The 26561-nt window shown below is 46.7% G+C and carries 33 protein-coding genes and 1 pseudogene; 13 read left to right on the forward strand and 21 right to left on the reverse strand.

Annotated features, from left to right (window positions below):
- Window positions 1–89: 89 nt before the first annotated feature.
- The 4 genes from BEL04_RS10720 (at window position 90) to BEL04_RS10730 (ending at window position 3697) form a co-directional block, all read left to right on the forward strand.
- Window positions 90–2021, forward strand: a complete 1932-nt coding sequence (locus tag BEL04_RS10720) for a gliding motility-associated C-terminal domain-containing protein (RefSeq protein ID WP_175404049.1) — start codon at window positions 90–92, stop codon at window positions 2019–2021.
- 121 nt (window positions 2022–2142) lie between these two features.
- On the forward strand, window positions 2143–2835 hold the full coding sequence (locus tag BEL04_RS10725) for a VIT1/CCC1 transporter family protein (RefSeq protein ID WP_066003196.1): 693 nt from the start codon (window positions 2143–2145) through the stop codon (window positions 2833–2835).
- A 35-nt stretch (window positions 2836–2870) separates the two neighbouring features.
- Window positions 2871–3077, forward strand: a complete 207-nt coding sequence (locus tag BEL04_RS24005) for a hypothetical protein (RefSeq protein WP_139112980.1) — start codon at window positions 2871–2873, stop codon at window positions 3075–3077.
- Window positions 3074–3697 carry a LysE family transporter gene (locus tag BEL04_RS10730; RefSeq protein ID WP_066003198.1) on the forward strand — a complete coding sequence of 208 codons (624 nt, stop codon included), beginning with the start codon at window positions 3074–3076 and terminating at the stop codon, window positions 3695–3697. The genes BEL04_RS24005 and BEL04_RS10730 overlap by 4 nt, the downstream gene beginning before the upstream one ends.
- On the opposite strand, the gene BEL04_RS10735 is transcribed toward BEL04_RS10730, so the two are convergent.
- Both BEL04_RS10735 and BEL04_RS10740 read right to left on the reverse strand, forming a co-directional pair.
- Entirely contained in the window at window positions 3694–5598 is a 1905-nt protein-coding gene (locus BEL04_RS10735; protein WP_066003199.1) for an ATP-binding protein, read from the reverse strand. The two genes, BEL04_RS10730 and BEL04_RS10735, sit on opposite strands and share 4 nt — an antisense overlap.
- A 129-nt stretch (window positions 5599–5727) precedes the next feature.
- On the reverse strand, window positions 5728–6357 hold the full coding sequence (locus BEL04_RS10740; protein ID WP_066003200.1) for a C40 family peptidase: 630 nt from the start codon (window positions 6355–6357) through the stop codon (window positions 5728–5730).
- Between the two features lie 529 nt (window positions 6358–6886).
- Between BEL04_RS10740 and BEL04_RS10745 the strand changes: the two genes are divergently transcribed.
- Together BEL04_RS10745 and BEL04_RS10750 are read left to right on the forward strand one after the other, a co-directional pair.
- Entirely contained in the window at window positions 6887–7612 is a 726-nt protein-coding gene (locus tag BEL04_RS10745; RefSeq protein WP_066003202.1) for a hypothetical protein, read from the forward strand.
- Between the two features lie 40 nt (window positions 7613–7652).
- A complete protein-coding gene (locus BEL04_RS10750; RefSeq protein WP_066003203.1) occupies window positions 7653–9365 on the forward strand; it encodes a hypothetical protein in 1713 nt (570 codons plus the stop codon).
- 381 nt (window positions 9366–9746) lie between these two features.
- Here BEL04_RS10750 and BEL04_RS10755 read toward each other — a convergent pair whose 3' ends face one another.
- The 5 genes from BEL04_RS10755 to truB form a co-directional block, all read right to left on the reverse strand.
- Complete coding sequence (locus BEL04_RS10755; protein WP_066003204.1) at window positions 9747–10997, reverse strand: DUF2130 domain-containing protein; 1251 nt, start codon at window positions 10995–10997, stop codon at window positions 9747–9749.
- Window positions 10998–11215: 218 nt separating this feature from the next.
- The gene (locus BEL04_RS10760; protein ID WP_066003205.1) at window positions 11216–11746 is read right to left on the reverse strand and encodes a hypothetical protein; all 531 of its coding nucleotides are present in this window, start codon (window positions 11744–11746) and stop codon (window positions 11216–11218) included.
- A 111-nt stretch (window positions 11747–11857) separates the two neighbouring features.
- The gene (locus BEL04_RS10765) at window positions 11858–12196 is read right to left on the reverse strand and encodes a hypothetical protein (protein ID WP_066003208.1); all 339 of its coding nucleotides are present in this window, start codon (window positions 12194–12196) and stop codon (window positions 11858–11860) included.
- 56 nt (window positions 12197–12252) lie between these two features.
- Entirely contained in the window at window positions 12253–13179 is a 927-nt protein-coding gene (locus BEL04_RS10770; protein ID WP_066003211.1) for a bifunctional riboflavin kinase/FAD synthetase, read from the reverse strand.
- A 145-nt stretch (window positions 13180–13324) separates the two neighbouring features.
- Window positions 13325–14050 (reverse strand): tRNA pseudouridine(55) synthase TruB, encoded by a 726-nt coding sequence (gene truB / locus BEL04_RS10775; RefSeq protein WP_066003639.1) that lies wholly within the window; start codon window positions 14048–14050, stop codon window positions 13325–13327.
- A gap of 163 nt (window positions 14051–14213) precedes the next feature.
- Here truB and BEL04_RS24010 point away from each other — a divergent pair, with 163 nt between their 5' ends.
- Window positions 14214–14456: a hypothetical protein gene (locus BEL04_RS24010; protein ID WP_139112981.1), complete on the forward strand. Its 243-nt coding sequence runs from the start codon at window positions 14214–14216 to the stop codon at window positions 14454–14456.
- Between the two features lie 176 nt (window positions 14457–14632).
- Here the strand turns inward: BEL04_RS24010 and BEL04_RS10780 are convergent, their stop codons facing one another.
- Window positions 14633–15211 (reverse strand): YceI family protein, encoded by a 579-nt coding sequence (locus BEL04_RS10780; protein WP_066003213.1) that lies wholly within the window; start codon window positions 15209–15211, stop codon window positions 14633–14635.
- Window positions 15212–15510: 299 nt separating this feature from the next.
- On the opposite strand from BEL04_RS10780, the gene BEL04_RS10785 reads away from it, so the two are divergent.
- Complete coding sequence (locus BEL04_RS10785) at window positions 15511–15867, forward strand: hypothetical protein (RefSeq protein WP_139112982.1); 357 nt, start codon at window positions 15511–15513, stop codon at window positions 15865–15867.
- Window positions 15868–15891: 24 nt separating this feature from the next.
- Here the strand turns inward: BEL04_RS10785 and BEL04_RS10790 are convergent, their stop codons facing one another.
- On the reverse strand, window positions 15892–16104 hold the full coding sequence (locus BEL04_RS10790) for a hypothetical protein (protein WP_066003217.1): 213 nt from the start codon (window positions 16102–16104) through the stop codon (window positions 15892–15894).
- A 350-nt stretch (window positions 16105–16454) separates the two neighbouring features.
- Between BEL04_RS10790 and BEL04_RS10800 the strand changes: the two genes are divergently transcribed.
- Window positions 16455–16691 carry a hypothetical protein gene (locus BEL04_RS10800; RefSeq protein WP_066003222.1) on the forward strand — a complete coding sequence of 79 codons (237 nt, stop codon included), beginning with the start codon at window positions 16455–16457 and terminating at the stop codon, window positions 16689–16691.
- Between the two features lie 143 nt (window positions 16692–16834).
- Here BEL04_RS10800 and BEL04_RS10805 read toward each other — a convergent pair whose 3' ends face one another.
- Both BEL04_RS10805 and BEL04_RS10810 read right to left on the reverse strand, forming a co-directional pair.
- The gene (locus BEL04_RS10805) at window positions 16835–17617 is read right to left on the reverse strand and encodes a hypothetical protein (protein ID WP_066003225.1); all 783 of its coding nucleotides are present in this window, start codon (window positions 17615–17617) and stop codon (window positions 16835–16837) included.
- A 78-nt stretch (window positions 17618–17695) separates the two neighbouring features.
- Window positions 17696–18466 carry a hypothetical protein gene (locus BEL04_RS10810; protein WP_066003227.1) on the reverse strand — a complete coding sequence of 257 codons (771 nt, stop codon included), beginning with the start codon at window positions 18464–18466 and terminating at the stop codon, window positions 17696–17698.
- A 108-nt stretch (window positions 18467–18574) separates the two neighbouring features.
- Between BEL04_RS10810 and BEL04_RS10815 the strand changes: the two genes are divergently transcribed.
- Window positions 18575–18769, forward strand: a complete 195-nt coding sequence (locus tag BEL04_RS10815; protein WP_066003229.1) for a hypothetical protein — start codon at window positions 18575–18577, stop codon at window positions 18767–18769.
- A 144-nt stretch (window positions 18770–18913) separates the two neighbouring features.
- Window positions 18914–19138 carry a hypothetical protein gene (locus tag BEL04_RS10820; protein ID WP_066003231.1) on the forward strand — a complete coding sequence of 75 codons (225 nt, stop codon included), beginning with the start codon at window positions 18914–18916 and terminating at the stop codon, window positions 19136–19138.
- A 60-nt stretch (window positions 19139–19198) separates the two neighbouring features.
- On the opposite strand, the gene BEL04_RS10825 is transcribed toward BEL04_RS10820, so the two are convergent.
- Together BEL04_RS10825 and BEL04_RS10830 are read right to left on the reverse strand one after the other, a co-directional pair.
- Window positions 19199–19429, reverse strand: a complete 231-nt coding sequence (locus BEL04_RS10825; protein WP_066003233.1) for a hypothetical protein — start codon at window positions 19427–19429, stop codon at window positions 19199–19201.
- 59 nt (window positions 19430–19488) lie between these two features.
- Window positions 19489–19842: a hypothetical protein gene (locus BEL04_RS10830; protein WP_066003235.1), complete on the reverse strand. Its 354-nt coding sequence runs from the start codon at window positions 19840–19842 to the stop codon at window positions 19489–19491.
- A gap of 354 nt (window positions 19843–20196) precedes the next feature.
- Here BEL04_RS10830 and BEL04_RS10835 point away from each other — a divergent pair, with 354 nt between their 5' ends.
- Window positions 20197–20928: a S24 family peptidase gene (locus BEL04_RS10835; RefSeq protein WP_066003238.1), complete on the forward strand. Its 732-nt coding sequence runs from the start codon at window positions 20197–20199 to the stop codon at window positions 20926–20928.
- Between the two features lie 1110 nt (window positions 20929–22038).
- Here the strand turns inward: BEL04_RS10835 and BEL04_RS24690 are convergent.
- Window positions 22039–22170: a hypothetical protein gene (locus BEL04_RS24690; protein WP_256389359.1), complete on the reverse strand. Its 132-nt coding sequence runs from the start codon at window positions 22168–22170 to the stop codon at window positions 22039–22041.
- Window positions 22171–22364: 194 nt separating this feature from the next.
- A complete protein-coding gene (locus BEL04_RS10840) occupies window positions 22365–22826 on the reverse strand; it encodes a hypothetical protein (RefSeq protein WP_139112983.1) in 462 nt (153 codons plus the stop codon).
- Between the two features lie 328 nt (window positions 22827–23154).
- Between BEL04_RS10840 and lspA the strand changes: the two genes are divergently transcribed.
- Window positions 23155–23664, forward strand: a complete 510-nt coding sequence (lspA, locus tag BEL04_RS10845) for a signal peptidase II (RefSeq protein ID WP_066003241.1) — start codon at window positions 23155–23157, stop codon at window positions 23662–23664.
- A gap of 68 nt (window positions 23665–23732) precedes the next feature.
- Here the strand turns inward: lspA and BEL04_RS10850 are convergent, their stop codons facing one another.
- The 6 genes and pseudogenes from BEL04_RS10850 to BEL04_RS24605 form a co-directional block, all read right to left on the reverse strand.
- Window positions 23733–23933 (reverse strand): hypothetical protein, encoded by a 201-nt coding sequence (locus tag BEL04_RS10850; protein ID WP_066003245.1) that lies wholly within the window; start codon window positions 23931–23933, stop codon window positions 23733–23735.
- Window positions 23934–24110: 177 nt separating this feature from the next.
- Window positions 24111–24350 carry a hypothetical protein gene (locus tag BEL04_RS10855; protein ID WP_066003247.1) on the reverse strand — a complete coding sequence of 80 codons (240 nt, stop codon included), beginning with the start codon at window positions 24348–24350 and terminating at the stop codon, window positions 24111–24113.
- 159 nt (window positions 24351–24509) lie between these two features.
- On the reverse strand, window positions 24510–24764 hold the full coding sequence (locus BEL04_RS10860) for a hypothetical protein (protein WP_066003250.1): 255 nt from the start codon (window positions 24762–24764) through the stop codon (window positions 24510–24512).
- 364 nt (window positions 24765–25128) lie between these two features.
- Window positions 25129–25752, reverse strand: a complete 624-nt coding sequence (locus tag BEL04_RS10865; protein WP_066003252.1) for a hypothetical protein — start codon at window positions 25750–25752, stop codon at window positions 25129–25131.
- Window positions 25753–25754: 2 nt separating this feature from the next.
- Window positions 25755–26141 carry a hypothetical protein gene (locus tag BEL04_RS10870; RefSeq protein WP_175404050.1) on the reverse strand — a complete coding sequence of 129 codons (387 nt, stop codon included), beginning with the start codon at window positions 26139–26141 and terminating at the stop codon, window positions 25755–25757.
- A 7-nt stretch (window positions 26142–26148) separates the two neighbouring features.
- Window positions 26149–26561: pseudogene (locus BEL04_RS24605) on the reverse strand (hypothetical protein); the annotation flags it as partial.

Raw genomic sequence — 26561 nt, forward strand, 5'->3', positions numbered from 1 at the left:
CCGTTTGTTAATATTTTTCGTTTTTTGCGAATGAGCAGCAAATAATGTTAGCTTTGGAATACCAAAATAACCGCCTTTACGCCCGTTTAATGAAGTTTTATCTGCTCCTGATTGTGTTTATGGGTGTGTTTTGTACACATTGCTGCGCCCAACTATGCAGCGGCAGTTTGGGCGACCCTGTAATTAACCACACTTTTGGCTCCGGAACGAATACAATAGGGCCAGGCCTGAAAGATACCACCAGCTATACCTACATTGCAGATCCCTGCCCAAACGACGGGTTTTATACGATAGCTCATTCTATCGGCAACTGTTTTAACAACGCCTGGCATACTTTAAGCCAGGACCATACCGGCGACCCGAACGGGTATATGATGATCGTTAACGCGTCGCCATCGCCAGGGGTATTTTTTACCTATCCCATACATGGCCTTTGTAACAGTACCACCTACGAGTTTGGCGCCTGGATAGTAAACCTGATCAAACCTAACCAGTGCAACGGCAACCCCAAACTGCCCAATATTGCGTTTACCATCGAAACTGCAACCGGCGTACAACTCGCCAGCTACAGCACCGGCGATATACCGGCTACCGCTACCCCGCAATGGAATCAATACAGCCTTGATTTTAAAACGCCGCCCGGCGTAACCGATATTGTTTTAAAGATGAGCAATGCCAATACCGTGCCGGGTACCTGCGGTAACGACCTGGCTATAGACGATATTACCTTCAGGCCCTGCGGGCCGATCATTAACGCCAACTTTTCGTCAACCAACTCAAACGTGCCGTCAAACCTGTGCATAGGCTATACCGGTAGTTTTAATATTGGCGCCACGGTTGATGCGAGCACTTACACCACGCCGGCTTACCAATGGCAATTTAACGGTGGCAGCGGTTGGGCCGATATACCCGGCGCAAACCAAACGCAGTATACGGTTAACTATGTTAACGCGCAATTGGGCACCTACCAATACCGTTTGCTGGTAGCCGAAGCGGTGAATATCAATTCGCCAACGTGCAGGGTAGCATCAAATATTTTAAGCGTGGTTGTTAACCCTATACCAACGGCAACGGCAAGCGCAGCAAACAATATGGTTTGTTATGGCGATACCATTAAGCTGATGGGCGCAGGTGGTGCCACCTATCTGTGGAGCGGGCCCAATGGCTATACCTCATCGGCACAAAACCCGGTTATACCTAACGTAACCACCGCCATGGCCGGCACTTATACGGTTAAAGCCATAGCAGCTTCAGGCTGCTATGGTACGGCATCGGTTACGGTGGGCGTTCATCCGCAGTTTACCGTATCGGCCGGAAAGGATACCACCATTTGCAAAGGGCGAAGCGTTACGCTGCATGCCACGGGTGGCATCAGCTACAGCTGGTCGCCGGGGAAAACACTATCCGACAGTACATCGGCAAACCCCACAGCCACGCCCGCCGATACCACAACCTATACCGTAACCGGCACTTCGGCCAATGGCTGCACCAGCAAGGGCATGGTAACTATCGGCGTACCCAAAGCACCAACAGCCAATGCAGGGCCGGAAAAATTTGTTTTCATCGGGCAAACCGTTCAACTGAACGGCACGGCTACCGGTAACAATCTAAAATACAGCTGGGCGCCGGCAGCAACCCTGAGCAATGCCAAAATACTAAACCCTATTGCCAAACCTACCGATGATATTACCTACACGCTTACCGTGAGCGACTCGTGCAATACCGTAAACAGCGATGTTTTTGTGAAGGTTTTTAAACAGATAACCGTGCCGACAGCCTTCTCGCCAAACGGCGACGGAATTAACGATACCTGGAATATCGACGCGCTGGCGGCTTTTCCGCAATGTGTGATCACCGTTTACAACCGCGACGGGCAATTGGTTTATACCGATACCGGCTATACCCGGGCCTGGGATGGTAAATATCATGATAAACCCCTGCCACTGGGCACTTACTATTACATCATCGATCTGAAAAACAAACTGCCGAATATGAGCGGTGCGGTGACGATCATCAGATAAAAAAAGCATGGAAGCTTGAGGCCGGAAGCTGTTTTATAAAACGTGTGGCTTGCTTTATTAAGACCGATAATGAATTGCGATTAGACGTAACAGATAACCTAATCATGCTTATCTTTAAGCTATGCATCACGAACAACATTTAAAAAGCTCTGATACGATACGCGATATCGTGATCGGTATGAGCGATGGCTTAACCGTGCCTTTTGCACTGGCGGCAGGTTTAAGCGGGGCGGTAAACTCATCAACCATTGTGGTAACCGCCGGCATTGCCGAAATTGTAGCGGGCTCGATTGCCATGGGGTTAGGCGGCTTTTTAGCCGGCAAAACCGATGCCGACCATTACAACTCCGAACTGCGCCGCGAGTACGACGAAGTGGAGCGCGTGCCCGATCAGGAAAAAATGGAAGTGAAAGAAGTGTTTGCCGAGTTCGGCCTTTCGGAAAGTTTGCAAAACCAGATAGCCGACGAAATGGCTAAGGATAAAGACAAATGGGTTGATTTTATGATGCGTTACGAACTGGGCCTCGAAAAACCCGAAGCTAACCGGGCCACCCGCAGCGCTATCACCATCGGCCTGTCGTACATTGTTGGTGGCATCATCCCGCTGTCGCCTTATTTTTTTATCAATAACTCGCTCATGGCGTTGTATTATTCCATCGGCATTACGCTCATCTGCCTGTTCGTGTTCGGGTACTTTAAGAGCAAAGTTACCGGGCAGCCGCCCGTATCGGGCGCATTAAAAGTAGTGGTGATTGGCGCTTTGGCCGCTGCCGCTGCATTTTTTGTAGCCCGCATGGTTACAGGGAAAGGCTGAGTAGCAGTTGCCAGTTATCAGTTATCGGTTGTCAGTTGAAGTTGATTTCGCACCAAACCGTAAGCCTCTTTTCCCCCTGCACCTTGCAGGTGTTGTCATCTGCAAGCTTGCCGGTTTCTGTTGCTGGCGACGATACCAGCAAAGCACAGGTTAAAGCCCTCCCTGCCGGGGAGGGTTTGGGTGGGGCTAATACCGGTACTATGCCCGTCGACGGTAAAAGCATACCTTTGCCTTCGCAATGATCTTCCTGACCATATTTCTGGGCCTCGCCGTAAACTTTATCGGTTATGTGCCTCCGGGCAACATTAACCTTACGCTGGTGCAAATAACCATCAACCGCGGGCTCAAACAGGCCTTGCAGTTTATTACCGCCTTTAGCTGCGTCGAGCTGGTATTTACCTACATTATCATCCATGCTGCCGAGTGGCTGTCGCATCAGTTAAAGCTGGAGGTAATTATCGATTGGGTGATGGTGGTACTTTTTGGGGCACTGGGCGCCATTACCTGGGTGCACCGCGGTAAGCCGCCCAAAGCTAAGGTCTCCAGGTATCATAGTGTAAAACACGGCATTGTGATGGGCATCATCAACCCGATGCAGATCCCTTTCTGGATGATCAGCGGAACGTATTTAATTACCCACGGCTGGATAGTTACCGGCACATGGCCGCTCCTATTGTTCAGTGCCGGCTCGGCGCTGGGCGCTTTTTTATGCCTGTTTATTTATGCGCGCTCGGCAAGGTATATACAAACCCGGTTTGAGCTGAGCACCAACCTCATCAATACCTGTATCGCTGTTTTGTTTTTTTCGTTTGCGGCGTACCACGTGGTCAAGCAGGTTTATTTGCTTGGCGCGAGGCACTAAACCGGCAGGGCCACGCAAAACTTACTGCCCTGCCCCTCTTTGCTTTCGACCCAGATACGGCCGTTGTTAAGCTCGATAAAATCCTTGCAGATTTTAAGGCCTATGCCGGTACCTTTTTCGTTGGCGGTGCCCAGGGTGGTGTGGCTCGTGAACGAGAATATCTTATCTATATCGGCCTCTTTGATGCCGATGCCCGTATCGGCCACGCAAATGATGTTGTAATTATCTTCGATCCGGTTGCTGATGGTGATCTTACCCTGCGGCCTGGTAAACTTAACCGCGTTGGATATGAGGTTACGCAGTACGATCTGCAGCATTTCGCGGTCGGCGCTGATCACCGTTTCGGGTGTAATTTTATTTTCTACCTCAAGCTGTTTTTGTTCAATTATCGGGCTTAATGCGGCTATGCCCTCGGCAGTAAGCTGGTGCAGGTTAAAAGGTTCGCGGTTTAAATGGAAACCCTGCATCTGATCTTTCGACCATACGAGCAGGTTATCCAGCAGTTCGAGCGTGTTGGCTATACTGCTTTTAACGGCCGGTGTAAGTTCGGCCATTTCTTTCATGGTAAGCTCGCCGGCATCCAGCAGGTTAAGCAGGCCTATCACCTGGGTAATGGGGCTGCGCAAATCGTGCGATATTACCGAGAACAGCTTATCCTTAACCAGGTTACTGGCCTCCAAAACCCGGTTCTGCTCGTTAATGATATTGCTTTTGGCTTTGGTATCATCGTAAATATATTTTAAATACATGGCGCCTCCGCAGATGATAATGATGCCGATGATCAGTATAGCCTGTATAATGCGCTGCTGGCTGATCACGGCCTGGTTTTTTTCGTCTTCAACGCGCAGGCGCTGGTTCTCGTCCTGGCGCCGCTGCGAATCGTACTTAATGCGGTACAGGGTCACCACGCGGTTTTTGTCGACGCTGATGAGGCTATCGTTCAGCTTGCTGTACTGGTAATAATTATTAAGGGCCGAGCGGTAGTCGCCTTTAACCGAATCGAGCAGGTAAAAATCATAATAATTCGATTCGATTTGCTCTATGCTCCCTATCTTGTTGGCAATGGCCTCGCTTTGCTGCAGGGCGGCGCGTGCTCTTCCATAATTTTTTTGCTGAAAGTAGATCTTGCCCAGCAAACCATAAACTGTGGCCAGGGTACGCGGCTTAAAATTATCGCTGCGTTTTTTCATAGCCAAAGCCTTATTGCAGTAGGCCAGCGCCCTGTCGTAGTGTTGCTCTTTCAGCTCTACCGACGCCAGGTTGGCATAGGCCGACGCTTCGTCGCCGTCGAACTTATGATCGATGGATAATTTAAGCGATTGGTTGTAATAATCGCGGGCCTCTTTCAGTTTGCCAACGGCTTCGTAGCTGTTACCGATATTGCCCAGTATTACAGCTTTAACGCGCTCGCCGCCCTGCCCCTGCATTTCCTGTATGGCTTGTAAAAAATACGCCAGCTCGTGTTCGTGATCTTTAATAATGCCGTAGTAATAGCCTATGTTATTGAGCACCTTACCGGCATCAACCCTGTCGTTAAGCGAGCGGAATATGGTTAACGAGCGGTCGAAATAAGTAAGCGCCTGCGGGTTGGCGTTTGCAGCCAGGTAACCCAGGCCCAGGTTTTTATAGGCCGTGGCCTCGCCCTGCCTGTATTTTAATTCGTTCGCCAACAACAGCGCCTGGTTGCCATAAACCTTCAGGTCGTCCAGGTTGGTGGTATAATAATCGTAAGCTAATGTGTTTAACACGATAACCCTTGTGGTATCGGCCTTAGGGTGCCTGGCAAGCAGCCCTTTCAGGCTGTCAATCTCGCGCTGTTGGGCAAAGGCCTGCCCGCTAAGCAAAATGCACAGTAGCAGGCATCCAACCTCAATCAAATAAGCCTTGTTATTTAACAGCATAAACCAGCGCAATATATCCTTTAAATGTAACTTAAATGTTAAGTTGAAGCGTGTATACGCTGATGTTGCCAATTAGTTGCACAGGAGGGGCAATCCGGGGTACTATTAAGCAAATTTTTTGGCTATTAATTAACGCCCTGCCGCCAGGCCTTGCTCTTTAGGCGCCGATGCCAGTATCTGGGCCTCGTCGTTCTGTTTAAACAGGCGTACTATGCGCACAAACCGGTGTTGGTAACGTTCGTCCATAGCGCTGATGGTAACACCGTGCTCCTTGCCCGATGTAGAGTGGATAAACTTTACGCCATCATCGTCATTACTCATAATGATGCCGATATGCCCTATCCTGCGGCTGCGGCGCTCGGTACCGGTAAACAGGATGATATCCCCGGGTTTTGCTTCGGTGAGCGATAGTTTTTCGCCTATGTTGATATACTCGCACGACGAGCGGGGCACCGCGATGTTAAAGCTCCTGAAAACATAACCCACAAAACCCGAGCAGTCAAAACCGTAACCCGGGTTTGACGATGCGAAATGATAAGGGGTGCCTATCAGTTTTTGCGCGTAGCTAAGCAACTGATCGGGGTTAACGTTTTCTCCTATCGAATCGGCCATGGCACGGTCGGCAGCGGTATACTCTACCTTAGGGTGTACAAAAGCAACGTGATGCTGTTTACGATGTTTTGTTTTATTGCGCGGCTTTGCGCACAACGCCGTAACGCTTAAACCGGTCAGGAGGATAAAGGGTAGGATTTTCTTCATTAACAAGCGACAAGATATTACATATATCAACTATCACAAAGATGTTTAGCTACTAAAATTTCAACAAAATCGGGCAGTTATTAACACTTTTTGATAACTCCGGTCTGTATACGGCAAACTTTGATTTTAGTTTTGATAAAAATATAGCACGGGGCATAAACCATTGGTCGGCAGGGTGGTAGTATGCTGAAAGATTAACTATTTATCCTACAGAAATAAAATATTTTTTTAGTATAAAAATATACATGTAAACGACTTTAAATTTTATAATAATGAAATATTTGAACGCCATACGAAAAAGTTAATCTTGCGGCAACCCTTTGTACCAGAGCTTAGTATAAGGCTGCAAAAGCGTAGTTTTTTACAATTATCATAAAAAAGCAAACCCAGGGGAGCTAAATGGATATTACGGTGTATTTTTTTAAAATAAACGGTGAAAACACGGTATATTTAAGCCACTGATCTGTTTATTTTTGTTCAGGTATTTTTTGCTAATCAACACACCCTCTAAATTTTAAATTAAAAAGCTATGAAAAAAAAGCTACTATTGATTTTGTGCGCGCTGCCTTTATTGAGCATGGCCGGCCCGGGGCCCGACTCCACAAAAAAAGCCCGCGCACTGATGCCTCCCGGCACATCAACCATCACCGATGCCTTTAAGCATCACCTGTCGATGCAGTTCGAAGCCGGCACACAGGGCGTAGGCGCCGATCTGCGTTACGGCGCTTTTAAACAACTCTCGTTCAGGCTGGGCGCCAGCTTTATCCCGGTTACTGCGAACAATGCGCTTAGCCTTCCGGGGTTCCAATCCACCAACTCTATCAACGTTAATTTTTACAATGCGCATTTGCTGGCCGATATTGTGCCTTTTAAAGGTGCGCGCGGCCTGCGTTTGGTTTTGGGCGGAGCCTACCTGTACAAAGCCGACGGTGGTTTAAACGTTATCCCTACAGGCAGTTACAATTACAACAATGTTACGGTTACCGGTACCGATATCGGCAGCCTGAACATGAATGTAAGCTGGAAAGGCGTAGCACCGTATATGGGCCTGGGCTTGTTCCGCAGTTTCCCGAGCCATGTATTTAACTTTAACCTCGACCTGGGTACCTATTACCTGGCACAGCCGCATACCCATATTATCGGCACCGGTTTACTATCGGATAATTACCAGCTCGAGCCGCAGTTTAACGAAAACCTGAAAGATTACCGCTGGCTGCCTGTATTACAGCTCAACTTTAACTTTAAACTAAAATAAACCCTAATTAAATTTTAAACGCACTGGCAACCCTCACATTATGAAAAAGACATTCAACATAAAGTCGTTTTCGGCACCCATTGTAACGTTTGTAGCTACACTGGTGCTGATGAGCATTTTAATGTACGCCTGTAAAAAACCAACAGACGGCATCAACATCCTGGTCGATTCGCAATCATTGTCTCCGGCCCCAACCATGCTGTCGTTCGTCAATGCCGACTCGACCTCGGTAAACCAACCAGGCGATTTTACGGCGAGCATTACCGGCCCGGGCGCAAGCCTGGTACAAATGGTATCGGGCGGTACCAGCTTCCAGGTATCTCACGGTATTTTATCGCTGTCGCTGGTTAAAGGTACGGTACCTTCGGTAGCAAACCCGGTGGTTTTTACTGTAACCGGCCAGGCCGCAGGCTTTGCGCCTTTTATCCAAACTGTGGTTATTACACAGGATGCACCATCACTTTATGTGGTTAAAGCATTGGATTATACCTCATCTGCAGCAGGTACCACTCTGTTAAAAACTACCACCACATTAAGCGGCGGTACAGTATCATCGGCTACAACGCTTACCACCAGCAAAACCGCCAGCATGACCGAAAATGCTACCCTGGCTTTTGCAGCCGGTACCCAATTTCAGGATGCTAATAAAAACACCATCAACGCCGGTACTTTAACCTCTAACATTGTACAGTTAGGCGTTGGCAATAATGCTTTAACCGACGATTTTCCGGGCGGGTTGTATGCGGCCGACGCGCTTGATCAAAGCGGCAACGCCATTAGCGGCGGCGTTAACTTTGTACCTGCGGGCCTGCTTTCTATCAGTATGACGGCTAACGGTACCGACGTTAAGAATTTTTCGAAACCGGTAAACATTACCATGGAGTTAAACAGCAACACCGCTAACTTTGCTACCGGCGCCGCTTTAAAAGTTGGCGATGTAATACCTTACTGGAGCCAGAACGATTTAACCGGCCAGTGGAAATACGAAGGCAATGCCACCGTTGCTTTAGATGGCAGCAATAAATTATCGGTAGTAATGCCGATAAGCCACTTATCAAACTGGATGTGCGGCTGGTTCTGGAGCGCCACATCAACAGCAGGCGCTGCCTATACCGCCTGTGGCAGCAACCTTACCGTAAACCTTAGCACTGCCGACGCAAACTTTAAAGGCGGCAACTATACAGTATACTTATTATCGGCATACGGCAATATCGTCGCTTCAAAAAAAGGCGGCGACCTGCATAACGGCTCGAGCGTTACCTTTAAAAACCTGCCTAATATAGCCCAGGCTAAAGTTGCGGTATATTATAAAGGTAAACAGGCTGCGGTAAGTACCTTATTTGCCACCTGCACAACCGGTTCGTTGGCTATTACCGTGCCTACTACCGCAACCGCCTTTGCCGATCCGGTAAACGTATCGGTAAGCGTTACCGGTTTATGCAATGGCAAACAGGTTTCGGTTTTACCGTCGGCGCCATTCCAACTGTACCAGCAAATTGCCGGCACCCAGGCGTTCCAGCCAATTGGCGTGGTTAATATTGTGAATGGCAAAGCAAGCACACAGCTCGATAATAATGCTACTTATTACCTGAGCACCTATTACAATAAAACCTATTACCAAACAGGCAACTTTACCATCACCAAAGCGGCCATCACCATACCACCGCTAACAGGCTTTAATGTTACAACAGCCTACGATGCCACAAGCAACACGTTGAGCTTTACCGGCACCATCCCGGTACCATGTAACTAATAATTGATAGTGAGTTTATAAAGCGCACCAGGGAAACCGGGGCGCTTTTTTTGTTTAAGCGTAGGGTTTGTTGGCGACAACACCAACAAAGGGCGGGTTTTGTTGGTGATAAGGCCAACAAAGGGCAAGCGTAGGGTTTTGTTGGTGACAACACCAACAAAGGGCGGGCGCTTTTTTTGTTTATGATAAGCTATGTCATCCCGAACGGCAGTGAGGTATCTTCTGCTTTAGGCCTGTAAACCTTGCAGGTAGCAGAAGATTTCTCTTTCGCGCCGCTGCACATTCCCAACCCCTGCTCTATCGAAATGACAATATGGTTTAAGCGGCGGGGTCCACACCATCCAACTGACAACTCACAACTGACAACTGACAACTCACCACCTACTCCAGCATCAAAGCATCGCTGTCGTCAGTCAGGCTCAGGCGCACCACATCGCTGCCGGCAATACCATCAACCGACCCGCGGATGTGCGCGGCGTTAAGCAATACTTTGTCCAGCTGCTTTTCGCGGGCCTTCCATAAGCGCTCCATGGTTTCGCGCTCTTTCAGTATCGATTGCCGCATATCCATATACCCTTCGCGGATGGCTTTCCATTGCTCGGCAAACTCGCTCCCGGTAAGGTAATCGTACAATAGGTGCATTTTATCGCCCTTGTTCTCCTGGCTGCGGGTAGCGTTGTACAGGCGGATCACGCTGTCGCGGAGGATATAGGCCACGGCCTTGGCTTCCTCGAACGAGCATATCCAAACACCGTCCTTCTCGCCAAAGCAATCCATACCTTTGGGGTAACATTGGGTTACGATCACCGCCACATCCACACCGATGCTGCGCATATCTTTTTTCAGCTTCTCTATCCAGTCGCCGCCAAAATCCTTGGTGCGTTTACTTTCGTAGATAATCTTGCCGCACTCCTGCCCAAACTGGTTGCGCACTACCTGTACGCAATCGGCGCCGCGCACGCCCTTACCTACCTCGGTTATCACATCAAATGGGAAACTGTTGCGCAGCAGGTCTTCCAGTATCAGTTCCTGCACCTCGCCCTGTAGCTGCATGCTGCCCTGCTCGGCCTTGCGCTTCATCTCTTCGGCCAGTTTTTTCTGGTCGTCAAGCTGCTTGGTCAGTTCGGCTATCTTAAACTGGTGCTCGGTTTCTTTGGCCTGGTTCTTCTCGTTTTCCTGCTTGCGTATCTGCTCGCTTAGTTCGTTGCGCTGTTCCTGTAGTTTACGTTGCAGCTGCAGTTCCATCTCCTCCTCGCGGTTTTTAAGCTGCTGTTCGCGCTGCAAAAATTCAAGTTCCTTCTGGCGGGCTGCTTTGAGCTTTTCTTCGGTGTCTTTATGGTTATTTTCGAGTAGCAGCAATTTGTTTTCAAAATCGGCAGCTATGGTTTTGCGCAGGTTTTCTTCTAAGTTTTGTTGCAGGGCCTTGCGCTCTTCGGTAAGGCGCTGCTCAAACTGCAGTTGCTGCTGCTGCTCCTTTTTGCTAAACTCATCCAGCTTGCGCGCATACTCCTCCTCCTTTTGCTTGGTGAAGGTCAGCATCTTTTCGCGCAGCTCTTTTTTATATTCCTCGGTCATGGCTTCCTCCAAAGGGAAAACCGTACCGCATCCCGGACACTTAACTTCTGTTGCCATATAATGGTTATTTTAGGATGATAAAGATAATTGTTAAACCGGAGTATAGTTAGTGGTGTTGGTAAGAAAATATGTATGGGAGTTGTTGGTGACAACACCAACAACGGGCGAGTTATTTGTTTTATTTATTAGCAGGGGTTGATGATTGCTTCGCAGGTTTACAGGGGGCTCCGCACGTTGCAGGTGTTGTCACCTGCAATCTCTACCACAGCAACCCGTTAATTTCCTGAATGATGTGTTAATAATCCAAAACTGTCAATACCTGTTTCGTAAAAATTAGCAGAAGAGTATTTATATTGCTCCGGCAATTCTGCTAATTGCCATTTATCCTGCAATGGATTACTATGAATATAATCTAACTTTTGGACTAAAACAGTTGGCGTCCATAAATCGACACTTAATGAATTCCTTTCCCAGAATTGATATTCTCTATCAGTGCTATTAACTTTGAATTTGTTCAAACGTGTATCCTGTGTGTCGATCAATCTGAATTTCATCTTTTGAGCGGTATATTTTAAAAATCTCAACTGGATACTTCCGCGTTTATAACCATCCTGTATTTGCCATATCAGATGAAGATGGTTTGGCATAATCACAAAAGCGTAGATAACAATACTTCCTTCTTTCTTTAAATATAAAAGGCTATCAATAATGATATCCTTAAAGTCGTCTTCAATCAACAGTTTCTGCCAATTCAAAATGGTTGCCGTAAAAAATTGAGGATGATAATCGAAATTAATATCTGGCATTAGGCTAAAGTACAAAATACCGTTTAAAATCGTTGTTGGTGACAACACCAACAACGGGCGAGAAAATTTGCAAGAGGACTAAATTTTGGTGTTCCATCGCCCCTTATTGGCCTATCTGGTAAACTTAATTATTTTATGTGTCTTGTGTTTTATCAATATGTAAATATCAGAACCTTTCCTTTTAATTACAGAATCGCCTATATCGATTTGATGATCCGTGTCATAACCACTACCAATATAATAAGTGCTATCATTTACAGTAATAGTTGGAAATTGTTTAATGTCATACCAGATACTTTCAACCTTTCCGGCAAAATTTATATTTAGATTCTTACGATCTATTTCACGATCACCTATAAACCAGTAGGCCAACGTCAAAATGCAAATGATAATAAATGAGATAAAAAACAAAACTGTTTTCTTGTCGTTTATTTGGTCGTCTGTTTTCATGGTTGAAAGATTTTTGATAAAACCCCGCACGTTGCAGGTGTTGTCACCTGCAATCTTTACCCCAGCAACTTCATCACATTCTCCCTGTCCACAGCCAGTTGCGCTATCAGCGCGTCGAGGCCGTTAAAGCGGATGTCGCTGCGCACAAAATGGTGGAAATGCATCCGGATCTTCTGGTCGTAAATATCTTCGGCGAAATCAAAAATATTCACTTCGATGTTGCGCGTCATCCCGTTAATAGTGGGGCGGTGGCCTATGTAGGCCATGCCTTTATAGGTTTTATCGTGCACATCAACCGTTACCGCGAAAATGCCGTCGGCAGGGATCAGTTTATAGCTTTCGCCGATGAGGATATTGGCTGTAGGGTAACCCAGCTGACGGCCCAACTGGTCGCCGCGGATAACCTTGCCAGTGATGAAGAAGGGATAACCCAGAAACTGGTTGGCAAGGTCGACCTGGTCGTTCAGCAGCGCGGTGCGTATTTTGGTCGAGCTTACGGCTACGGCGTTAATGTCCTGTTCGGGTATCTCGATCACTTCGTAATCAAACTCCCGGCTTAGCCGTTGCAGGTCTTCCAGGCCGCCCTTGCGGTCTTTGCCAAAGCGGTGATCGTAACCTATCACTATTTTTTTTACGCCGATGCGGGCCACCAGCACATCGTGGATATACTCCAGTGCCGACAGGTTCGAGAAGTCGCGCGAAAACGGCGTCACGATCAGGTGGTCGACTCCCAAACCCTCCAGCAGTTCGGCCTTTTCGGCAATGGTGGTGATCAGTTTCAGGTCCTGGTCCTCGGGGTTCAGTATCATGCGCGGGTGCGGGAAGAAGGTGAGTATCACACTCTCGCCACCCGACTCTTTAGCCAGTTCGGTTATTTTGGATATGATTTTACGGTGGCCCATGTGCACCCCGTCAAAGGTGCCAATGGTTACCACGGCGTTTGCCACGGGCGTAAATTCGTTGATGTTATGGTATATTTTCATTAGGTTAGATAACAACCTTTGCTTTTTTCACTGTGATTTCGATCCCGGCACTTCGGGAGAGAAATCTTCCGCAGGCGAACGGTCTGCAGAAGAAGATCTCTCAAATCTTTCGAGATGACAATCTTATTTAATTTCGTTTCCAACACTACGCGCCCGACTCTGCAACCGTTGCTTTCCGCTCCCTGATATAATTCACCAGCTCCATCACCTCGTAAGCATCCTCCACCTTAAACTCTCCGCTGCGGGTGCGGCAAAGCTTGCTTAAATAAGCACCGTTGCCCAGGGTGCGGCCAAAGTCGTGCACCAGGCTGCGTATGTAAGTACCCTTGCTGCAAACCACCCTAAAATCAATTTCGGGCAGGGCGATGCGGGTAAGCTCAAACTCGCTGATGCTGACAAAGCGGGCGCGTTGCTCTACCTCTTCGCCACGGCGGGCTTTTTCGTACAGGCGCTCGCCGTTTATTTTTACGGCCGAGTGCGCAGGCGGGTATTGCTGTATATCGCCGGTAAACTGCGCACAGTTGGCCAGTATCTGTTCGGTTGTGATATTGCCGATGTCGAAAGTCTGGCCGACTTCGGTTTCCATATCGTAGCTGGGCGTGGTTGCACCTAAGATCATGGTACCGGTATATTCCTTTTCGCTGGCCTGGTAGGTATCAATCTGTTTGGTAAGCTTGCCGGTGCATATCAGCAGCAGGCCCGTAGCCAGCGGATCTAAAGTACCGGCATGGCCAACTTTAAGCTTAAGCGGTTTGAGCGAGTTGCGTATCTTGCCTACCACGTCGAAGCTCGTCCACCGGTAGGGTTTGTTTACAAGCAGCAGTTCGCCTTCGGCAAAGTTAAAATCGCGGAATTTGTTCGGAACAGAAATCAAATCAAAAAAAGCTGTTAGTGCGCCGCAAATATCGCACTTAAAATTCGAATAACATATTGCGCGCACGTTGTTGGTAATAACACTGGCAACCCGCTGGTTAAATTTGCCTGTTTTAAAAACTATTATGTATTTTTCGGTATTGAATTTATCCCCTAAACTAATGAACAACCAACCCAGCCCCGCTCCGGTTAAAAAAAACTGGACCAACCCCGAACTCGTTTTAATATCTGCCAATATCATCGCGGTTAAACACCATCCATCAGTACACGAAGGCACCGGACATCTTCAACGAGTTGTTGCGAACACTTATTTTTTTAACCCTTCGGGCAAAGGCTTCCTTATCTCAACATCTACAGGGATAGCTAAATCTCCTCATGGGCATATATCGTCGGCAGCATCGTAAAGGCGCTTTTATTGCAGCTCCGACTGCTTTGTTGTTGGTGACGACACCAACAACAAGCGTAGCATTTGAGCATGTATCTTTAATCACCTTATCCTGAAGCAAAAAACCCCTGCCGTTACAGCAAGGGTTTTATAATAGCAGATAAGCGGCTTTCGCCTTTTACCTTTTAGCTTTAATTAGTTTTGGCCAAACTCGCCGTTAGCGACAATAGTAATATCATCGCTTAACATAGCGCTGCCAAAGCCTGCGCCTACGCCAAAATCTTTACGGTTAAGGCTGCCGGCAATTTTAAAACCTGCAACCGGTTTTTTGTTCATGCCGGTGCCGGTACGCACCACAGCGTTTAAAGTAACCGGTTTGGTAACGCCGTGCAGGGTTAAGTTACCTACAATGGTATAAGTGTTAGCGCCTGTTTTTTTAAAGCTGGTGCTTTTAAAGGTAAGGGTTGGGTATTTGGCAACATCTAAAAATGCATCGCTTTTTACGTGTTTATCGCGGGCATCGTTATCGGTGTTCAGGCTGCCTGCATCGGCAGTAAAATCAATTACCGCATTGCTGAAATCATCACCCGATGTGGTGATGGTAGCATCGAAGCTTTTAAACGAGCCTTCAACATCGCTGATACCCATGTGGGTAATGGTAAATGTTAATTTTGAGTGTGCTTTATCAACCGTCCAGGTTGCCGGTGCAATGGTTTTAAACGAAAACAATACCGCCGTAAAGGCTACTGCTGCTAATAATGATAACTTCTTCATTTTTCTGTGTTTTTAATTTTTATAGTTTGATTTTTTAAAATATGCTGCATTTTTGCGCTCAGCTTGTCTGCGCTGTTGCAATTGTAACACAAATATACGATGTTATTACATGTTGCAACATCTAATTTTTTATTTTTTACTTTTTGATGAGAATAACTTTACGGGCAAGCCCGGTAAAAAGGTAAACCGGTACGTCTTTTTTAAAGCTCGCGTTCCCCCTTCTGCTGCTGTTAAAAATATTAAAAAGCTTGCCTTTTATCGCCATGGGTGTTACCTTTAATCAAATCCCGAAAAGCACCATGAAAGCAGCATTTACCTTCGCACTGATATTTTGCTTAGCTCCGACAGGCGTTAAGGCACAAACTCCCGCCACCAAAAACAACGGGCCATTTAAAACGGATAGTTTAACCTGGCACATGCCCCAAACACCCAACGCGTTAAACCAGTTGTTGTTAAATAAGCTTACCACAGCCGAGCAGCTAAAGGGCCCCGTTAACAACGCCCCCGGCAATGCGTTGCTGGTATACAGCACCATGCCCGTAAAACACCTGGGCGGCAATTACAAAATGCCTGTTGTAAGGCCCAGCGGCACAAACGACAAAATGGCTAAACAGGTAACTGTAGTAAACCCGCTCGCCGAACTGCCCAAACCCTGATCAGCGCCCCGGGTTATTCCTTTTTCACTTTTTATCTTTCGGCTTAACCGGCAATGCCTTTTTAACCAGTTGGTAGAAGGCAGGCGGTTGTACCAGCTGGCTGTTGTCGCCCGTGCCGGGCCAGGTATCTGATGGCTGGTTTACATCGTACTGGCTGATGAGTACCAGTTCGGGCGTTTTCCATGTTTTTTTACCCGGCTGTTTGTTTTGCGGCCGGTGCTCGGTGTTGTTTTTCATAGTAGTTGCAGGTAATTGCCATGCAAGGGGCAGAGCCTGGCAGGTAAATTAAATAAGTTACGTGCTGTAGCTGCTATCGGTTGCCTGCCGAAAAATTGTTGCTGTAGATGCGTTTTTTGGCCTCCCTAACGGTTAACAAATATGCTTTAAAATGCCTCATGGCCTTTTTGAGGTGATAACAAAGTGCGGCTGAACACTTCAGCACCGGTAAGTGAAAAACACCTTTTTTTATCGGCCGGCCTGCCGGTACACATATTACGGGCCCTGTGGTGCAAGGCAGCCTAAACGCCCTGATAATGAACATCTGCCTTTTTTGTTATTTTTGACTGTGAATTTTGATCCCCCTTTTTATGATGATTAACCCCGAGAACACCGCATTGCGCGGCAAGACGTTTGCCGCTACGGCAAAAAAGGCCTGGAACAACGGCCCCGAACTGGTTTTAATAAGCAGTAATGAAGTTAATGCCAAGAGCCATCCTAACGCACACGAAAGTACTGCCAGCATATTTATAAAAAGCGGCGTGCCGTTTGTTACCAATAATGCATCGTATTCTTTCCAGGGTACCATAAACCAGGCGGTATCGTAGGGTTTATTGTTAGTGATGGGCTGAGCGGCACGAAAAATAACACCTCACGGATGAACGGTTTGTTGGTGGTAACACCAACAAAGGGAGCAGTAAGGATAATGCAAAGGCTTCTTTAATCCTTGTTCCTTGCTCTTTCAACCCCCTCACCCCAACCACTCCGCAATATCCACCCCGGCCAGCAGCAGGTCGTCAAACAGGGCGAAGAGGATAAGGCGTTTCATTTCGGCAATTACTTTTTGCTGAGCGTTGCCGGCCAGCAGGTCGGCAAGGTTTTGGCGCAGGCGTTCGCGCTCGTTGGGGTAAATGCATGGCTGGCTGTAGCGGCGTTTCAGGTTTTGCTTTGCCTGCTCAAAAAACTGTGCTTCACGCTGCTCATCGTAGGGTATCTTACCCGCCTGGTTAATGATATCGAACACCAGGTTACCATAATCAGTATATGCGCCGGTATTTTTATATTGATTGAAGGCTGTGCAAACACGGTTACGGCGTATGGCGGCCAGTTCGGCTTCGGTAGGTTGTTTTTTTGGGGGCAATGCCGGGGCTTGCTGCTGTTTTAAGGCTTCGGCGCGGGCGCTGCTGTGGTAGTGGCTGCTTAAAAAGTGCATAAAGGTGGCCACGTTTAACCCATAAAATTCGCCGAAGGCGCGCAGGATACCCCGGTTTATGGCCAGGGGTATCTCGCTGAGCCTGATGCCGGGCAGGTGCCGGCATACTTCGGCAGGCATGGTTTGTACGAGGTATTGGATCTCGTCGGCACGATCGTCGGCACGGAGGCCCATATCGGCAAAAGCCTTGGCCATAGCCTGCGCCAAAACATACTCCAGCTGGGCGGGCCGGGCGTTAATGGCTTTTGGCCCCTGCAGGGCCAGTTGCAGCTTAAACGCCGGGGAGGCTGCTGCAGTTAAGGGGTTGGTAAGGGTGTTCATTAGCTTATATGTTTGCCCCCGTCTAAATCTCCCCCGTCAGGGGAGGCTTTTGATGAGCTTGTTTTATGATATTGAGTATTAGGCCCTCCCTTCGGGGGAGGGTTTGAGCGGGGCCATATTTAGCGCCTGTTCAAAAACGCCGGCAATGTTGTTTATGCGGCCTGGTTTAGGCGCTGCGTTTTGCTGCTTAAAGTTTTGCAGCGGCCGGGCAAGCCAGTTTTTTGCCGTCAGGTACAAGGATGTATAGTTTTTATTGGGTTTGTAGTTTTGGATAGCGTCGAGCACGTTATTTACCTGCTGCGGGCTGTGGCCCGAATTAACAAGCTGCTCAAACTCGGTAACCCTGATACTTAAATGGCCAAAGGCGCGATAGATATTACTGTTATCTTTATTTACCTTATTGCCATTATTTACTTTATTAGTTTTGTTACCCTGCTGTTTTTTGGCTGTTGCTTTGCTGTTATCCGGCTGTTTTACCTGCTGTTGCGGAGTTTGATAAACCGCATTGTAAGTATCATATTTACAGATACGTATAATGGTTTGTTGTGTTTTTTCGGCTGTTCTTAAACTGATCATTTCTTCAGCGCAAAGCATATCCAAAAAGTTTTTAACCTTAGTTACCGACCAGCCCCAGCGCGCGCCCAGGAAGCGCAACGAGGCCGCCAGTTCGGCCCGGCCGTAGCTTATCAACCTGTTGTTGATTACGGTTTTCATTTCGGCATCGTCGTACCGTGCCAGGGCAATCATATCGAGCCAGGCCTCGAAACGCGAGTAGGTGCGCTGCTCGAGCCAGAAGCCATGTTTAAACAGCTTACGGCTGATGGGGATAAAGTTGGATAATTGTGTCATCGGTAATTAAGTTATGGTTGGTACAGGTTGTTGGTGCGATAATCCATCGGCGCCGCTTTTTTTTTAGCAATATTATTCGTAAATTGCTTTATTAACTGCCTAATTAACATGGATAATCCGAACAAACTACCCCTGGAATATCTGTACAATTGCCCCAGATGCGGCGTTCCTTTTCATGCGCGTATCCACCGGAGCTGGCTCATCAAACGTTTTTTTCCGAAATGGCCCGTCCGCAGGTTTTTTTGCGGCGACTGCCTTAAAAAGTATTACATTAAGATAGATGCGGACGATATTGATAAATAGGGCAGTTTTTTGTTTAGTTACCGGTTAATATTTGCGCGTTTTTGCGGCATCGTACAATTAATACGCCATTTTGTTTTGTTTTTTTGACCGTTTTTTTTTCGACAGCGATATTTTTGTTATTATTGCGTAACAACACACGCAAAATTGGTTGATAAAGAATACAGGCCCAGGGCTTCGGCATATTATTGCCCGCGTTGCAACATCAAATTCCACGCGGTGATACACCGTAGCTGGTATATTAAACTGTTTTTCCCGAACAGGCCGGTACGCCGCTTTTTTTGTGCCCAATGCCTGCAAAAATACTATGTGCGGGTAAATATCCCATCGGCCGAAACGTATGCCGAAGAAGCCCCCGGCACTTCGAAATAGTTAAGCTGTACATTAGCATCAAGGCGCCTTCACACAGTATCACAGCTATTACTTAAGTGATTATAAATAAAACCCGCCTTTGGTACAATTTGCGGTATAGTGCTCGCCGCGCGGATCGGTCATCCGTGTAAGCTTATCCTGCCGGGTTAGTTTGTTGAGTCCCCGTTTAATTTTCGCCAGTAAAATATTCTCGCCTTTAATGGCGTTTACAATAGCCTGCACGCGTTTGGCAGTTAACCACTCGCCCTGGTGGTTTTTACAGATCATCAGTATCAAATCGTTGGTTTCCATTATTTTTGTTTATTAGTTCATTGATCATTAGTTCATTGGTCATACAGGATCACTAACGGCTAATGAACCAGTGAACCGATGAACTCTTTTATAACATCGCGGTAGTTTTCGTCCAGAAAAGTTTCCACATCGCGCGTACAGTTGGTAAACGGCTGTATGCTGCCGGTGGCGTCATCGTACCTGAAGGCTTCCCAGTAGTTTAGCCGCTCGGTAATGATGAAACTAATAAGCTCACTGCGGGTAATCGTGGTATCGTGCCACTGCGGCCTGTTATTTTTTAAAGTGAAATCCCTGCACCAGCTCGCCTCGTATGTTTTATCGGCGCCAACAATAATATCGTCAATGTATACTGCGGTTTTATCGGCAAACAGGTAGGTTAATAATTTATCTACTGCCGTAATTTCGGTTTCCATTGTGATTGCTCAATTAAAAGTTGTATTATTGTTGTACTAATTAAAATTTTAAGGGATTGGAATTTTAATGGGCTCTGTACCCCGAGGTATGGGGCCTTGTTTTTTGCCACCTTTTTAAAGCCCTGCAGCGGCTTCAGCCCGTATCGAACCAGGTTGCCATGCCTGTTACCGCCCTGTTTACTTTCTGTTTGTATAGTTTTACTTTACCAAACGCATTAAAACACATTGGTAATTGCCTGATTATTTGCATAATTGAAATATATTTTATTACTTTGATCAGCAACAATAGAACAAATGTAAATCTTTACTTTCATATTTGAAAGTAAAATGTAAAATATTTTTCAATTATTTGATATGCACCAGGGCGAACAAACACGTAATTTATTAAAAGGAAGCGGTATACCAATGGGCGATATTGCCGAAAAATTGGGCTTAACACGGCAAGGGCTCAATTATCACCTGCGCAAGCAGCAGCTCGACGCTAATTTTAAAACGTTGGTAGCGGAGCGCTTTCCGGATATTTTCAAAACTGAAAGCAAAGCGTCTGCAACAATCGGCAAACACAGCAATGCTTACAGCGTAGGCGATATACAGCACAACGAAACCGACTCGCCTTTTGTCGACCTGGGTAACGGGCAATATATCATGATTGTGCCGCTGGTGCAGGATTACGCTTACGCCGGGTACCTGGCCGGCTATCAGGACGAAGAGTATATTGATGAGTTGCCCAAACACAGCTTTGTGGTTAACAAGCAGCACAAGGGTAAGTATATGGCTTTTCAGGTTATTGGCGATAGTATGAGCAACGGAACCGAAGAGAGCATTACCGAAGGCAGCACCGTTACCGGCCGCGAGATACAGCGCCATTTATGGAGCAGCCGTTTCCACATCCACCGTTTTAAGGATTATGTGATCGTACATAAGGAAGGGATCCTCATCAAACGCATCATCAGGCACGATGTGGAGGCGGGCGTGATCACCTGCCAGTCGTTAAACCCCGATAAGGACGCCTACCCTGATTTTGACCTCGACCTCGACGATTGCAGCCAGATCTTCAACATTGTGAATGTGACGCAGATCAGGTAAAGTCAAAAGTCAAAACAATACTTGCCCTTTATTGGTGTTTATCATCACAGGTGTCATCACCAACAACCCGTTCATCCTTGATGTATTGGGGCCCCACCTCGCCTGTGGTTGGCGATAGCACCAACTCAAAAAAGACGGACTTACAGGTGATAAACCACCGAAAGAGGGAATATAACCACCCGCAAGGCATTTCATCACATAGCTATTAATATTGAATTTGATATCCTTGGCCTGCGCGGCCCGCAATAAAATAACCGATAGAAAGCATACAAGTACAAGTTTATTGCTGCCCATCACTCCCGCGGTTCGCCGGGTTTATCAGGGGCGTGCTATTTTTATTAAGCTTGTTGTTTTCGCGGCCATCTATTAAAAAAAAAGGCAATAATAATACAAGGGTAACAGAGTAGGCAATAAAACGCAACGGACTGATACGGGACCGGTTTTTGCTCATGTTAATGTAAAGGAGGCTTAGTAATTAAGGGATGACGTTGATTTTTAATAGCAGGGCTGAATACCAGGTAGCAGGTCCTGAGCAAGTTTTGGCATTAACATTACTGTAACAACCTGTATGTGTTGTTTACCTGTTGCTGGCTATACCTATTAAAATGATATAGGTGCACGGTGCTAATATTGCTTGCCTAAATACAGGTAAGCCTGGTCCGTGCCATTGTTTTTAATCAAAACGGCTACGGGCAGAGTTAACGGTTGTTTATTAATTTACTTTCGCTCATTGCTTTTGTAAGGTATGCGGCCAAAAAAAATTAATACGGGGTTATTGCATTTACGGCAAAAAACAATTGCCGGTTTTCAAAAAATCAATCTTTTTTGAAATTTATTAAGAACTAATTAATAAACAGCGCTTTATTTTAGTTAATGTAAAATTATTAATGCTAAATGTTGCAAATTTTATTAATATAAGATAGATTTTAGGCTAATTAATGGTTCTGGCAGCCTAAGAAGGCAGCATTTGCTTTTGTTGGCGTATCATAACGGGTGTCATCACCAACAAACAGTTCGTCCGTGATGGGTTGACAACCGACCGGGAGAGTCGAAAGTTAAAGTTCGGAGAAAGCTCCTAAGGCGCTGATGCGGTGCAGAAAATGGTGCGTCTTAACGCATCCGTTCGGCAGGCTCGTCAATATCGCGCTCAATTTTGGTAAGCTTAACATTTTCCTGCCCGTCGAGCAAAAAAAGGGGCAGCATTAAAACAAATATCAGGCTGTATTTAACTAAACGCATCATAGCAAAAAGGGGCTAAGTTTTTTACTATGGGCTTTATTTCCGTTCAGAGCTGTTATGGCAGGCTTCATCGCATACCCCAAAGCTAAACCGGTTGTATCTGGGTTCATCTTTAGTTGTTATATTAATTTAATCGGGCGCTGCAAGGTAATAAATACGTTACAAATACACAAAAGTTAGTTTTTCAACATCAATAACTATCCGGATATGTTTTTGTCACGCTCAACTTTATTGAGTTTAACGTTCTCGCGGCCATCTGCCAGGAACAGGGGCAGTAGTATAAACATGGTAATTGAATATACTATAAAACGCAAAGGGCCTATGCGCAGCTGGTTTTTACCCGCGTTAAGTACAGGTACACCTTGTGGTTTAACGGCCATTTTTGCAGGTGTGGTTAAAAGTGGATACCCATCCGTTAACAGTTCGCGGATGTTGCCGTACAGCCGCTTGTACCTGTTTTTTAGCAGGCCGGGGTTACGCAAACCAAAGCTATAAGTATGGCGGCCTGCAGGCGTTAACCGGCTTTTATTGCCGACGATAACATAAATAAGACGTGGCGCCAGGCCTGGTTTTTTTATCCAAACGGCAATGGGGATAGTTGCCGGGAATGAAGGAGTCATACTTTCGTTCATATATATGTTAAGTAGTTGTGTTTTCATAAATTGCCAGGGTATATACCAAACACAGCATATAAGCATCCTGAAAAGACCTTTTTTCTGAATTACTGATTTTACTAAAGCGGACAAAATGCAACCTGGGCTTTTACATGCATATGCCTTAAAAGCAGCATGTTAAATTAGCAGGTTGGCTTAGGTTGTTGAATTTTAACCGGACGGACAGATATTATACTTTAACCAACGAAAAGCTAACACCTTAATAACCAGCATAAGGTAAAACTGTTTTGCTATTGTACCAGATAATTAAAAAAACTTCGACAGTGTATAAAGAAGTTTAAAAACAGTAATTTTATCTTATTAAAACACAAAAATGCGCCCTATTACCAAGATAATATTGTTCTGCACAATCAGTTTAGCGTTCATCAGTTGCGACAGGGTAACCAAAAACCTGGCAAAAACACACCTGATGAACCACCCCGACATCAGCTACCTGCATAATACCATCAGGCTGGAGTATGCCGAAAATACAGGCGCGGCCCTTAGCCTGGGCGATAGCCTGCCCAGGGCGGCGAGCTTTTGGCTGCTCAGCATGCTGCCGCTGGCCATTATGCTGGGCCTGGTTATTTATACCCTTAAAAACGTGGATAAACTTAACGCCCTGAAAATGGTGGCGCTTGCGCTGATATTTGCCGGGGGGATGGGCAACCTGATAGACCGGATATTTTTTGACCGCCACGTTGCCGACTTTATGAATGTGGGCATTGCCGGCCTGCGCACCGGCATTTTTAACGTTGCCGATATGGCCGTTACCGCCGGAGCCATTTGTTTGCTGATTGCAGCAAGGGACAAGAAGACTGCTGTTGAACAGGAAGCGCTCTGAAGCTGCTGATATTGCGGCTCAAAACCCCCAGGCCGCACCTTACAGGTGTGGCACAAAGCGTAAGCATCTTATGAAAACGCCTGTGTTTTTTGGCTCACATAACCACTGCTTTTGGCATTGGTAAAGTGTGCATGCCCGGGGGTATAGTGCCCCGAGTTTTCGTGTACAAAAGATACAGATTTAGCCCCTATCGCCGGGTTTCTGGATATAAGGGTTAGTTCTGGCTTTACCCAGCCTTTTTTAGCAGGCGTAATATTTTCGGTATACATAGTGTTCATAAGTTACAGGCGTCAAATGTATTGTTTTCTATCTGAACATAAAATATTCCTTAATTGTTTTAGTGTACAGACCGTGTTGTCGGGATCATCGGCTTCGGATAACGACGGGATTCCTCCGGATGGCACTGGTAATAAGAAACGCGTTGGATAGCAGCGAACAGCTGGCACTCACGAAGCTGCAGACGATTTATTACCCAAATGGTAGCCGTTTTTGGCAAGCGTGATGTGTGCAGTGCCCGCCTGGTTGGAGTAGTATGAATACACAGCGGTAACCACCGTTTTACCCGTACCTTCGTGCACGTTGGGGTATACTTTGGCCGAAACCGTGTTTCGGGATATAAGTAAAAGCCATGGACTTGCCCAGGTCTTTTTTGCCGGAGCACCAGCTGGAGTTTCTTTTGCTTCCATTAATTAAGGAGGGGTTGATATTACCACCAAATTTAATGTTTACGGAGCATAAAACAAACATAGCCAGGGCATAGCACACATACACCGGGCCACCTAACTCAGGGTAGCTTAATTACCTGCAAAATATGCCGCCGCGAAGCGGCGCCGCACATGTTGGTGTTACGAAAAAGCCTGGGTTTTATTGCCGCCAACCGGTGCGCCGTTTGAGGTGATATTAATGCCGAATGTTTGGGCCGCGTTTGAAAAATTTTTGTATTGATGAGGGACGGCAAAAGTTACGTAAGCGCCGGTACCCTCATGCACCTGCGGAAACGTTTTAGACCCTATTACCGGGTTTTTGGAGATAAGGGTCAATTCTGGGTTCATCCAGGCTTTTTTTGCCAGGGCTGCGGGTGTAGAATTTTCAGTATCCATAAGAGTTATTTTTAGGTGGGCAATTGGTATATCAAATATACATTTAATATAATTAACATTAACTATAAGAATATCGCACAAAAAAAATTATTTAGAAGATACGACCATCATGGCAGGGTAATCTCGTGCCGTTGTTGGTGTTATTGCCAGCAAACCGTTCATCCGTGATGTGTTAACTTAACAAAATGATAAGCATGCAGGCGACAACACCTGCAAGGTGCGGGTTTTGCGGCAACGGATTAAGATACACACCAAATTGCCGCTTGCTGGTGTTATCCGTGTTGCCGAAATACCCGGCAAATCGCTTATTATCCCGGTTGATAACATACTGGGCATTTGCCAGTCGTTCGGGCTTGCAGGCAGCTTATTGTATGGTATCGTGCACTTCGTGTATAGGGTACACAAAACGCAGGTATAAAAAGAAAAACACGATCGACACCACCAGGATGATCAGCCCGATGACCGCTGAGTTGATCTTGAGGCCATCCTTACTTACCTCGAAAGTTGTAGCTGTTTGCGGTATATCGTCGCCCGCGGGCTCAACCTTTACCTTTGTGGTCGACTGCTCGTCGGCATCCCCGCTTTGCTGTATCTGGGTACCGGCTGCGCTATTGGTAACTTTGGTAACAGCCTGCTTCGGCGGCGAGGCCAGCATGGCTTCGTGGTGCTTCAGGATCATCTGGTTAGTAAAGGCAAACTGCTTGTACGACAGGATAAGCCCCATGATAACCACGGCTATCACCATCAAAAAAATAATTACGCTGCTGATATCCTGCCAGTTGTATACCCACATCCGGTCCTTCAAAACAAAATCGTTGTAGCGCTGCCGCATGGGGCTGATCTCGGTTTTCTTAAATCCCTGCAAGGTGGTTAAAGGGTCGATAACGGCGCCGGTGTCGGCGGTTGCGGCAGCTAAAAGGTTAAGCGGGCCAAGCAGCAGCAATAGTACAATTAACGCATGTTTAAGGGTTTTAAAAGATGGTTTCATGATCAGTTAGGTATAGGTATGTGTAAGTTGGCGAGCACTTGCTCGCGTGCACGTTTAAGGTCGTTAAGGTTATCGCCCACGTTTTGCTGCTCAGCTAACTGGTAGCGCGCAAAGCCGGCAGCATCATGGCGGTCGGTATAGTATTTTTTGATGAGGGCCAACTCTTTATCCAGCTTATTGCGCAGCTTTTGGTCATTATCATCGTTCAGGGCAGGTATTTCGCTCTGCGGTTTTGCTTTTGTGCCAGGGGTTTGCTTTTTCTCCGGTTTTTGAGGTTGTTGCTGCCTGTCCTGGCGGTGCGAAACAGTTATAGCCACCGCATGTGTGCCGGTGCCAAACATCATCAGCAGCAATAAACCAAAAAAACAGCCTCGCCTTCTCATCCTCATCGGGTATTTAATTAGGTATGGGTATGTGTAAGTTGGTGAGCACCTGCTCGCGTGCGCGCTTCAGATCGTTAAGATTGGCGCCCACGTTTTGCTGTTCCATTTGTAAATACCGGTTAAAGCCGGGCATATTGTGTTTGCGCTGATAATATAGCCTGATGAGTTGTAGCTCTTTATCCACCTGGTTCTGCAATTGCTGATCATCGTTAATAGAGGGCATATCTGCCGTTACAGGTGGCGGCGGGGGCTCGGGGAAACGTAACGGGCAACCTGAGCCATCAACTACAGTACCAGCGGGAGTGTTAGGGCATTTGTCGAACTGATCAGCTACACCGTCGCCGTCGCTGTCTTTTTTCAGGTCGTCAACTGCTTTCTCAACATTTGATACACGGCCTTTTAAAGCTTCAACTTCTTGTTTCAGGG

The sequence above is a fragment of the Mucilaginibacter sp. PPCGB 2223 genome, assembly GCF_001705515.1.
Taxonomy (GTDB): Bacteria; Bacteroidota; Bacteroidia; order Sphingobacteriales; family Sphingobacteriaceae; genus Mucilaginibacter.

Bases quoted from the DNA above. Each gene is read 5' to 3' on its own strand.
- BEL04_RS10720 (WP_175404049.1), top strand. From the start codon at position 90: ATGAAGTTTTATCTGCTCCTGATTGTGTTTATGGGTGTGTTTTGTACA.
- BEL04_RS10725 (WP_066003196.1), top strand. From the start codon at position 2,143: ATGCATCACGAACAACATTTAAAAAGCTCTGATACGATACGCGATATC.
- BEL04_RS10730 (WP_066003198.1), top strand. From the start codon at position 3,074: ATGATCTTCCTGACCATATTTCTGGGCCTCGCCGTAAACTTTATCGGT.
- BEL04_RS10735 (WP_066003199.1), bottom strand. From the start codon at position 5,598: ATGCTGTTAAATAACAAGGCTTATTTGATTGAGGTTGGATGCCTGCTA.
- BEL04_RS10740 (WP_066003200.1), bottom strand. From the start codon at position 6,357: ATGAAGAAAATCCTACCCTTTATCCTCCTGACCGGTTTAAGCGTTACG.
- BEL04_RS10745 (WP_066003202.1), top strand. From the start codon at position 6,887: ATGAAAAAAAAGCTACTATTGATTTTGTGCGCGCTGCCTTTATTGAGC.
- BEL04_RS10750 (WP_066003203.1), top strand. From the start codon at position 7,653: ATGAAAAAGACATTCAACATAAAGTCGTTTTCGGCACCCATTGTAACG.
- BEL04_RS10755 (WP_066003204.1), bottom strand. From the start codon at position 10,997: ATGGCAACAGAAGTTAAGTGTCCGGGATGCGGTACGGTTTTCCCTTTG.
- BEL04_RS10760 (WP_066003205.1), bottom strand. From the start codon at position 11,746: ATGCCAGATATTAATTTCGATTATCATCCTCAATTTTTTACGGCAACC.
- BEL04_RS10765 (WP_066003208.1), bottom strand. From the start codon at position 12,196: ATGAAAACAGACGACCAAATAAACGACAAGAAAACAGTTTTGTTTTTT.
- BEL04_RS10770 (WP_066003211.1), bottom strand. From the start codon at position 13,179: ATGAAAATATACCATAACATCAACGAATTTACGCCCGTGGCAAACGCC.
- BEL04_RS24010 (WP_139112981.1), top strand. From the start codon at position 14,214: ATGAACAACCAACCCAGCCCCGCTCCGGTTAAAAAAAACTGGACCAAC.
- BEL04_RS10780 (WP_066003213.1), bottom strand. From the start codon at position 15,211: ATGAAGAAGTTATCATTATTAGCAGCAGTAGCCTTTACGGCGGTATTG.
- BEL04_RS10785 (WP_139112982.1), top strand. From the start codon at position 15,511: ATGAAAGCAGCATTTACCTTCGCACTGATATTTTGCTTAGCTCCGACA.
- BEL04_RS10790 (WP_066003217.1), bottom strand. From the start codon at position 16,104: ATGAAAAACAACACCGAGCACCGGCCGCAAAACAAACAGCCGGGTAAA.
- BEL04_RS10800 (WP_066003222.1), top strand. From the start codon at position 16,455: ATGATGATTAACCCCGAGAACACCGCATTGCGCGGCAAGACGTTTGCC.
- BEL04_RS10805 (WP_066003225.1), bottom strand. From the start codon at position 17,617: ATGAACACCCTTACCAACCCCTTAACTGCAGCAGCCTCCCCGGCGTTT.
- BEL04_RS10810 (WP_066003227.1), bottom strand. From the start codon at position 18,466: ATGACACAATTATCCAACTTTATCCCCATCAGCCGTAAGCTGTTTAAA.
- BEL04_RS10815 (WP_066003229.1), top strand. From the start codon at position 18,575: ATGGATAATCCGAACAAACTACCCCTGGAATATCTGTACAATTGCCCC.
- BEL04_RS10825 (WP_066003233.1), bottom strand. From the start codon at position 19,429: ATGGAAACCAACGATTTGATACTGATGATCTGTAAAAACCACCAGGGC.
- BEL04_RS10830 (WP_066003235.1), bottom strand. From the start codon at position 19,842: ATGGAAACCGAAATTACGGCAGTAGATAAATTATTAACCTACCTGTTT.
- BEL04_RS10835 (WP_066003238.1), top strand. From the start codon at position 20,197: ATGCACCAGGGCGAACAAACACGTAATTTATTAAAAGGAAGCGGTATA.
- BEL04_RS24690 (WP_256389359.1), bottom strand. From the start codon at position 22,170: ATGATGCGTTTAGTTAAATACAGCCTGATATTTGTTTTAATGCTGCCC.
- BEL04_RS10840 (WP_139112983.1), bottom strand. From the start codon at position 22,826: ATGAAAACACAACTACTTAACATATATATGAACGAAAGTATGACTCCT.
- lspA (WP_066003241.1), top strand. From the start codon at position 23,155: ATGCGCCCTATTACCAAGATAATATTGTTCTGCACAATCAGTTTAGCG.
- BEL04_RS10850 (WP_066003245.1), bottom strand. From the start codon at position 23,933: ATGTATACCGAAAATATTACGCCTGCTAAAAAAGGCTGGGTAAAGCCA.
- BEL04_RS10855 (WP_066003247.1), bottom strand. From the start codon at position 24,350: ATGGAAGCAAAAGAAACTCCAGCTGGTGCTCCGGCAAAAAAGACCTGG.
- BEL04_RS10860 (WP_066003250.1), bottom strand. From the start codon at position 24,764: ATGGATACTGAAAATTCTACACCCGCAGCCCTGGCAAAAAAAGCCTGG.
- BEL04_RS10865 (WP_066003252.1), bottom strand. From the start codon at position 25,752: ATGAAACCATCTTTTAAAACCCTTAAACATGCGTTAATTGTACTATTG.
- BEL04_RS10870 (WP_175404050.1), bottom strand. From the start codon at position 26,141: ATGAGGATGAGAAGGCGAGGCTGTTTTTTTGGTTTATTGCTGCTGATG.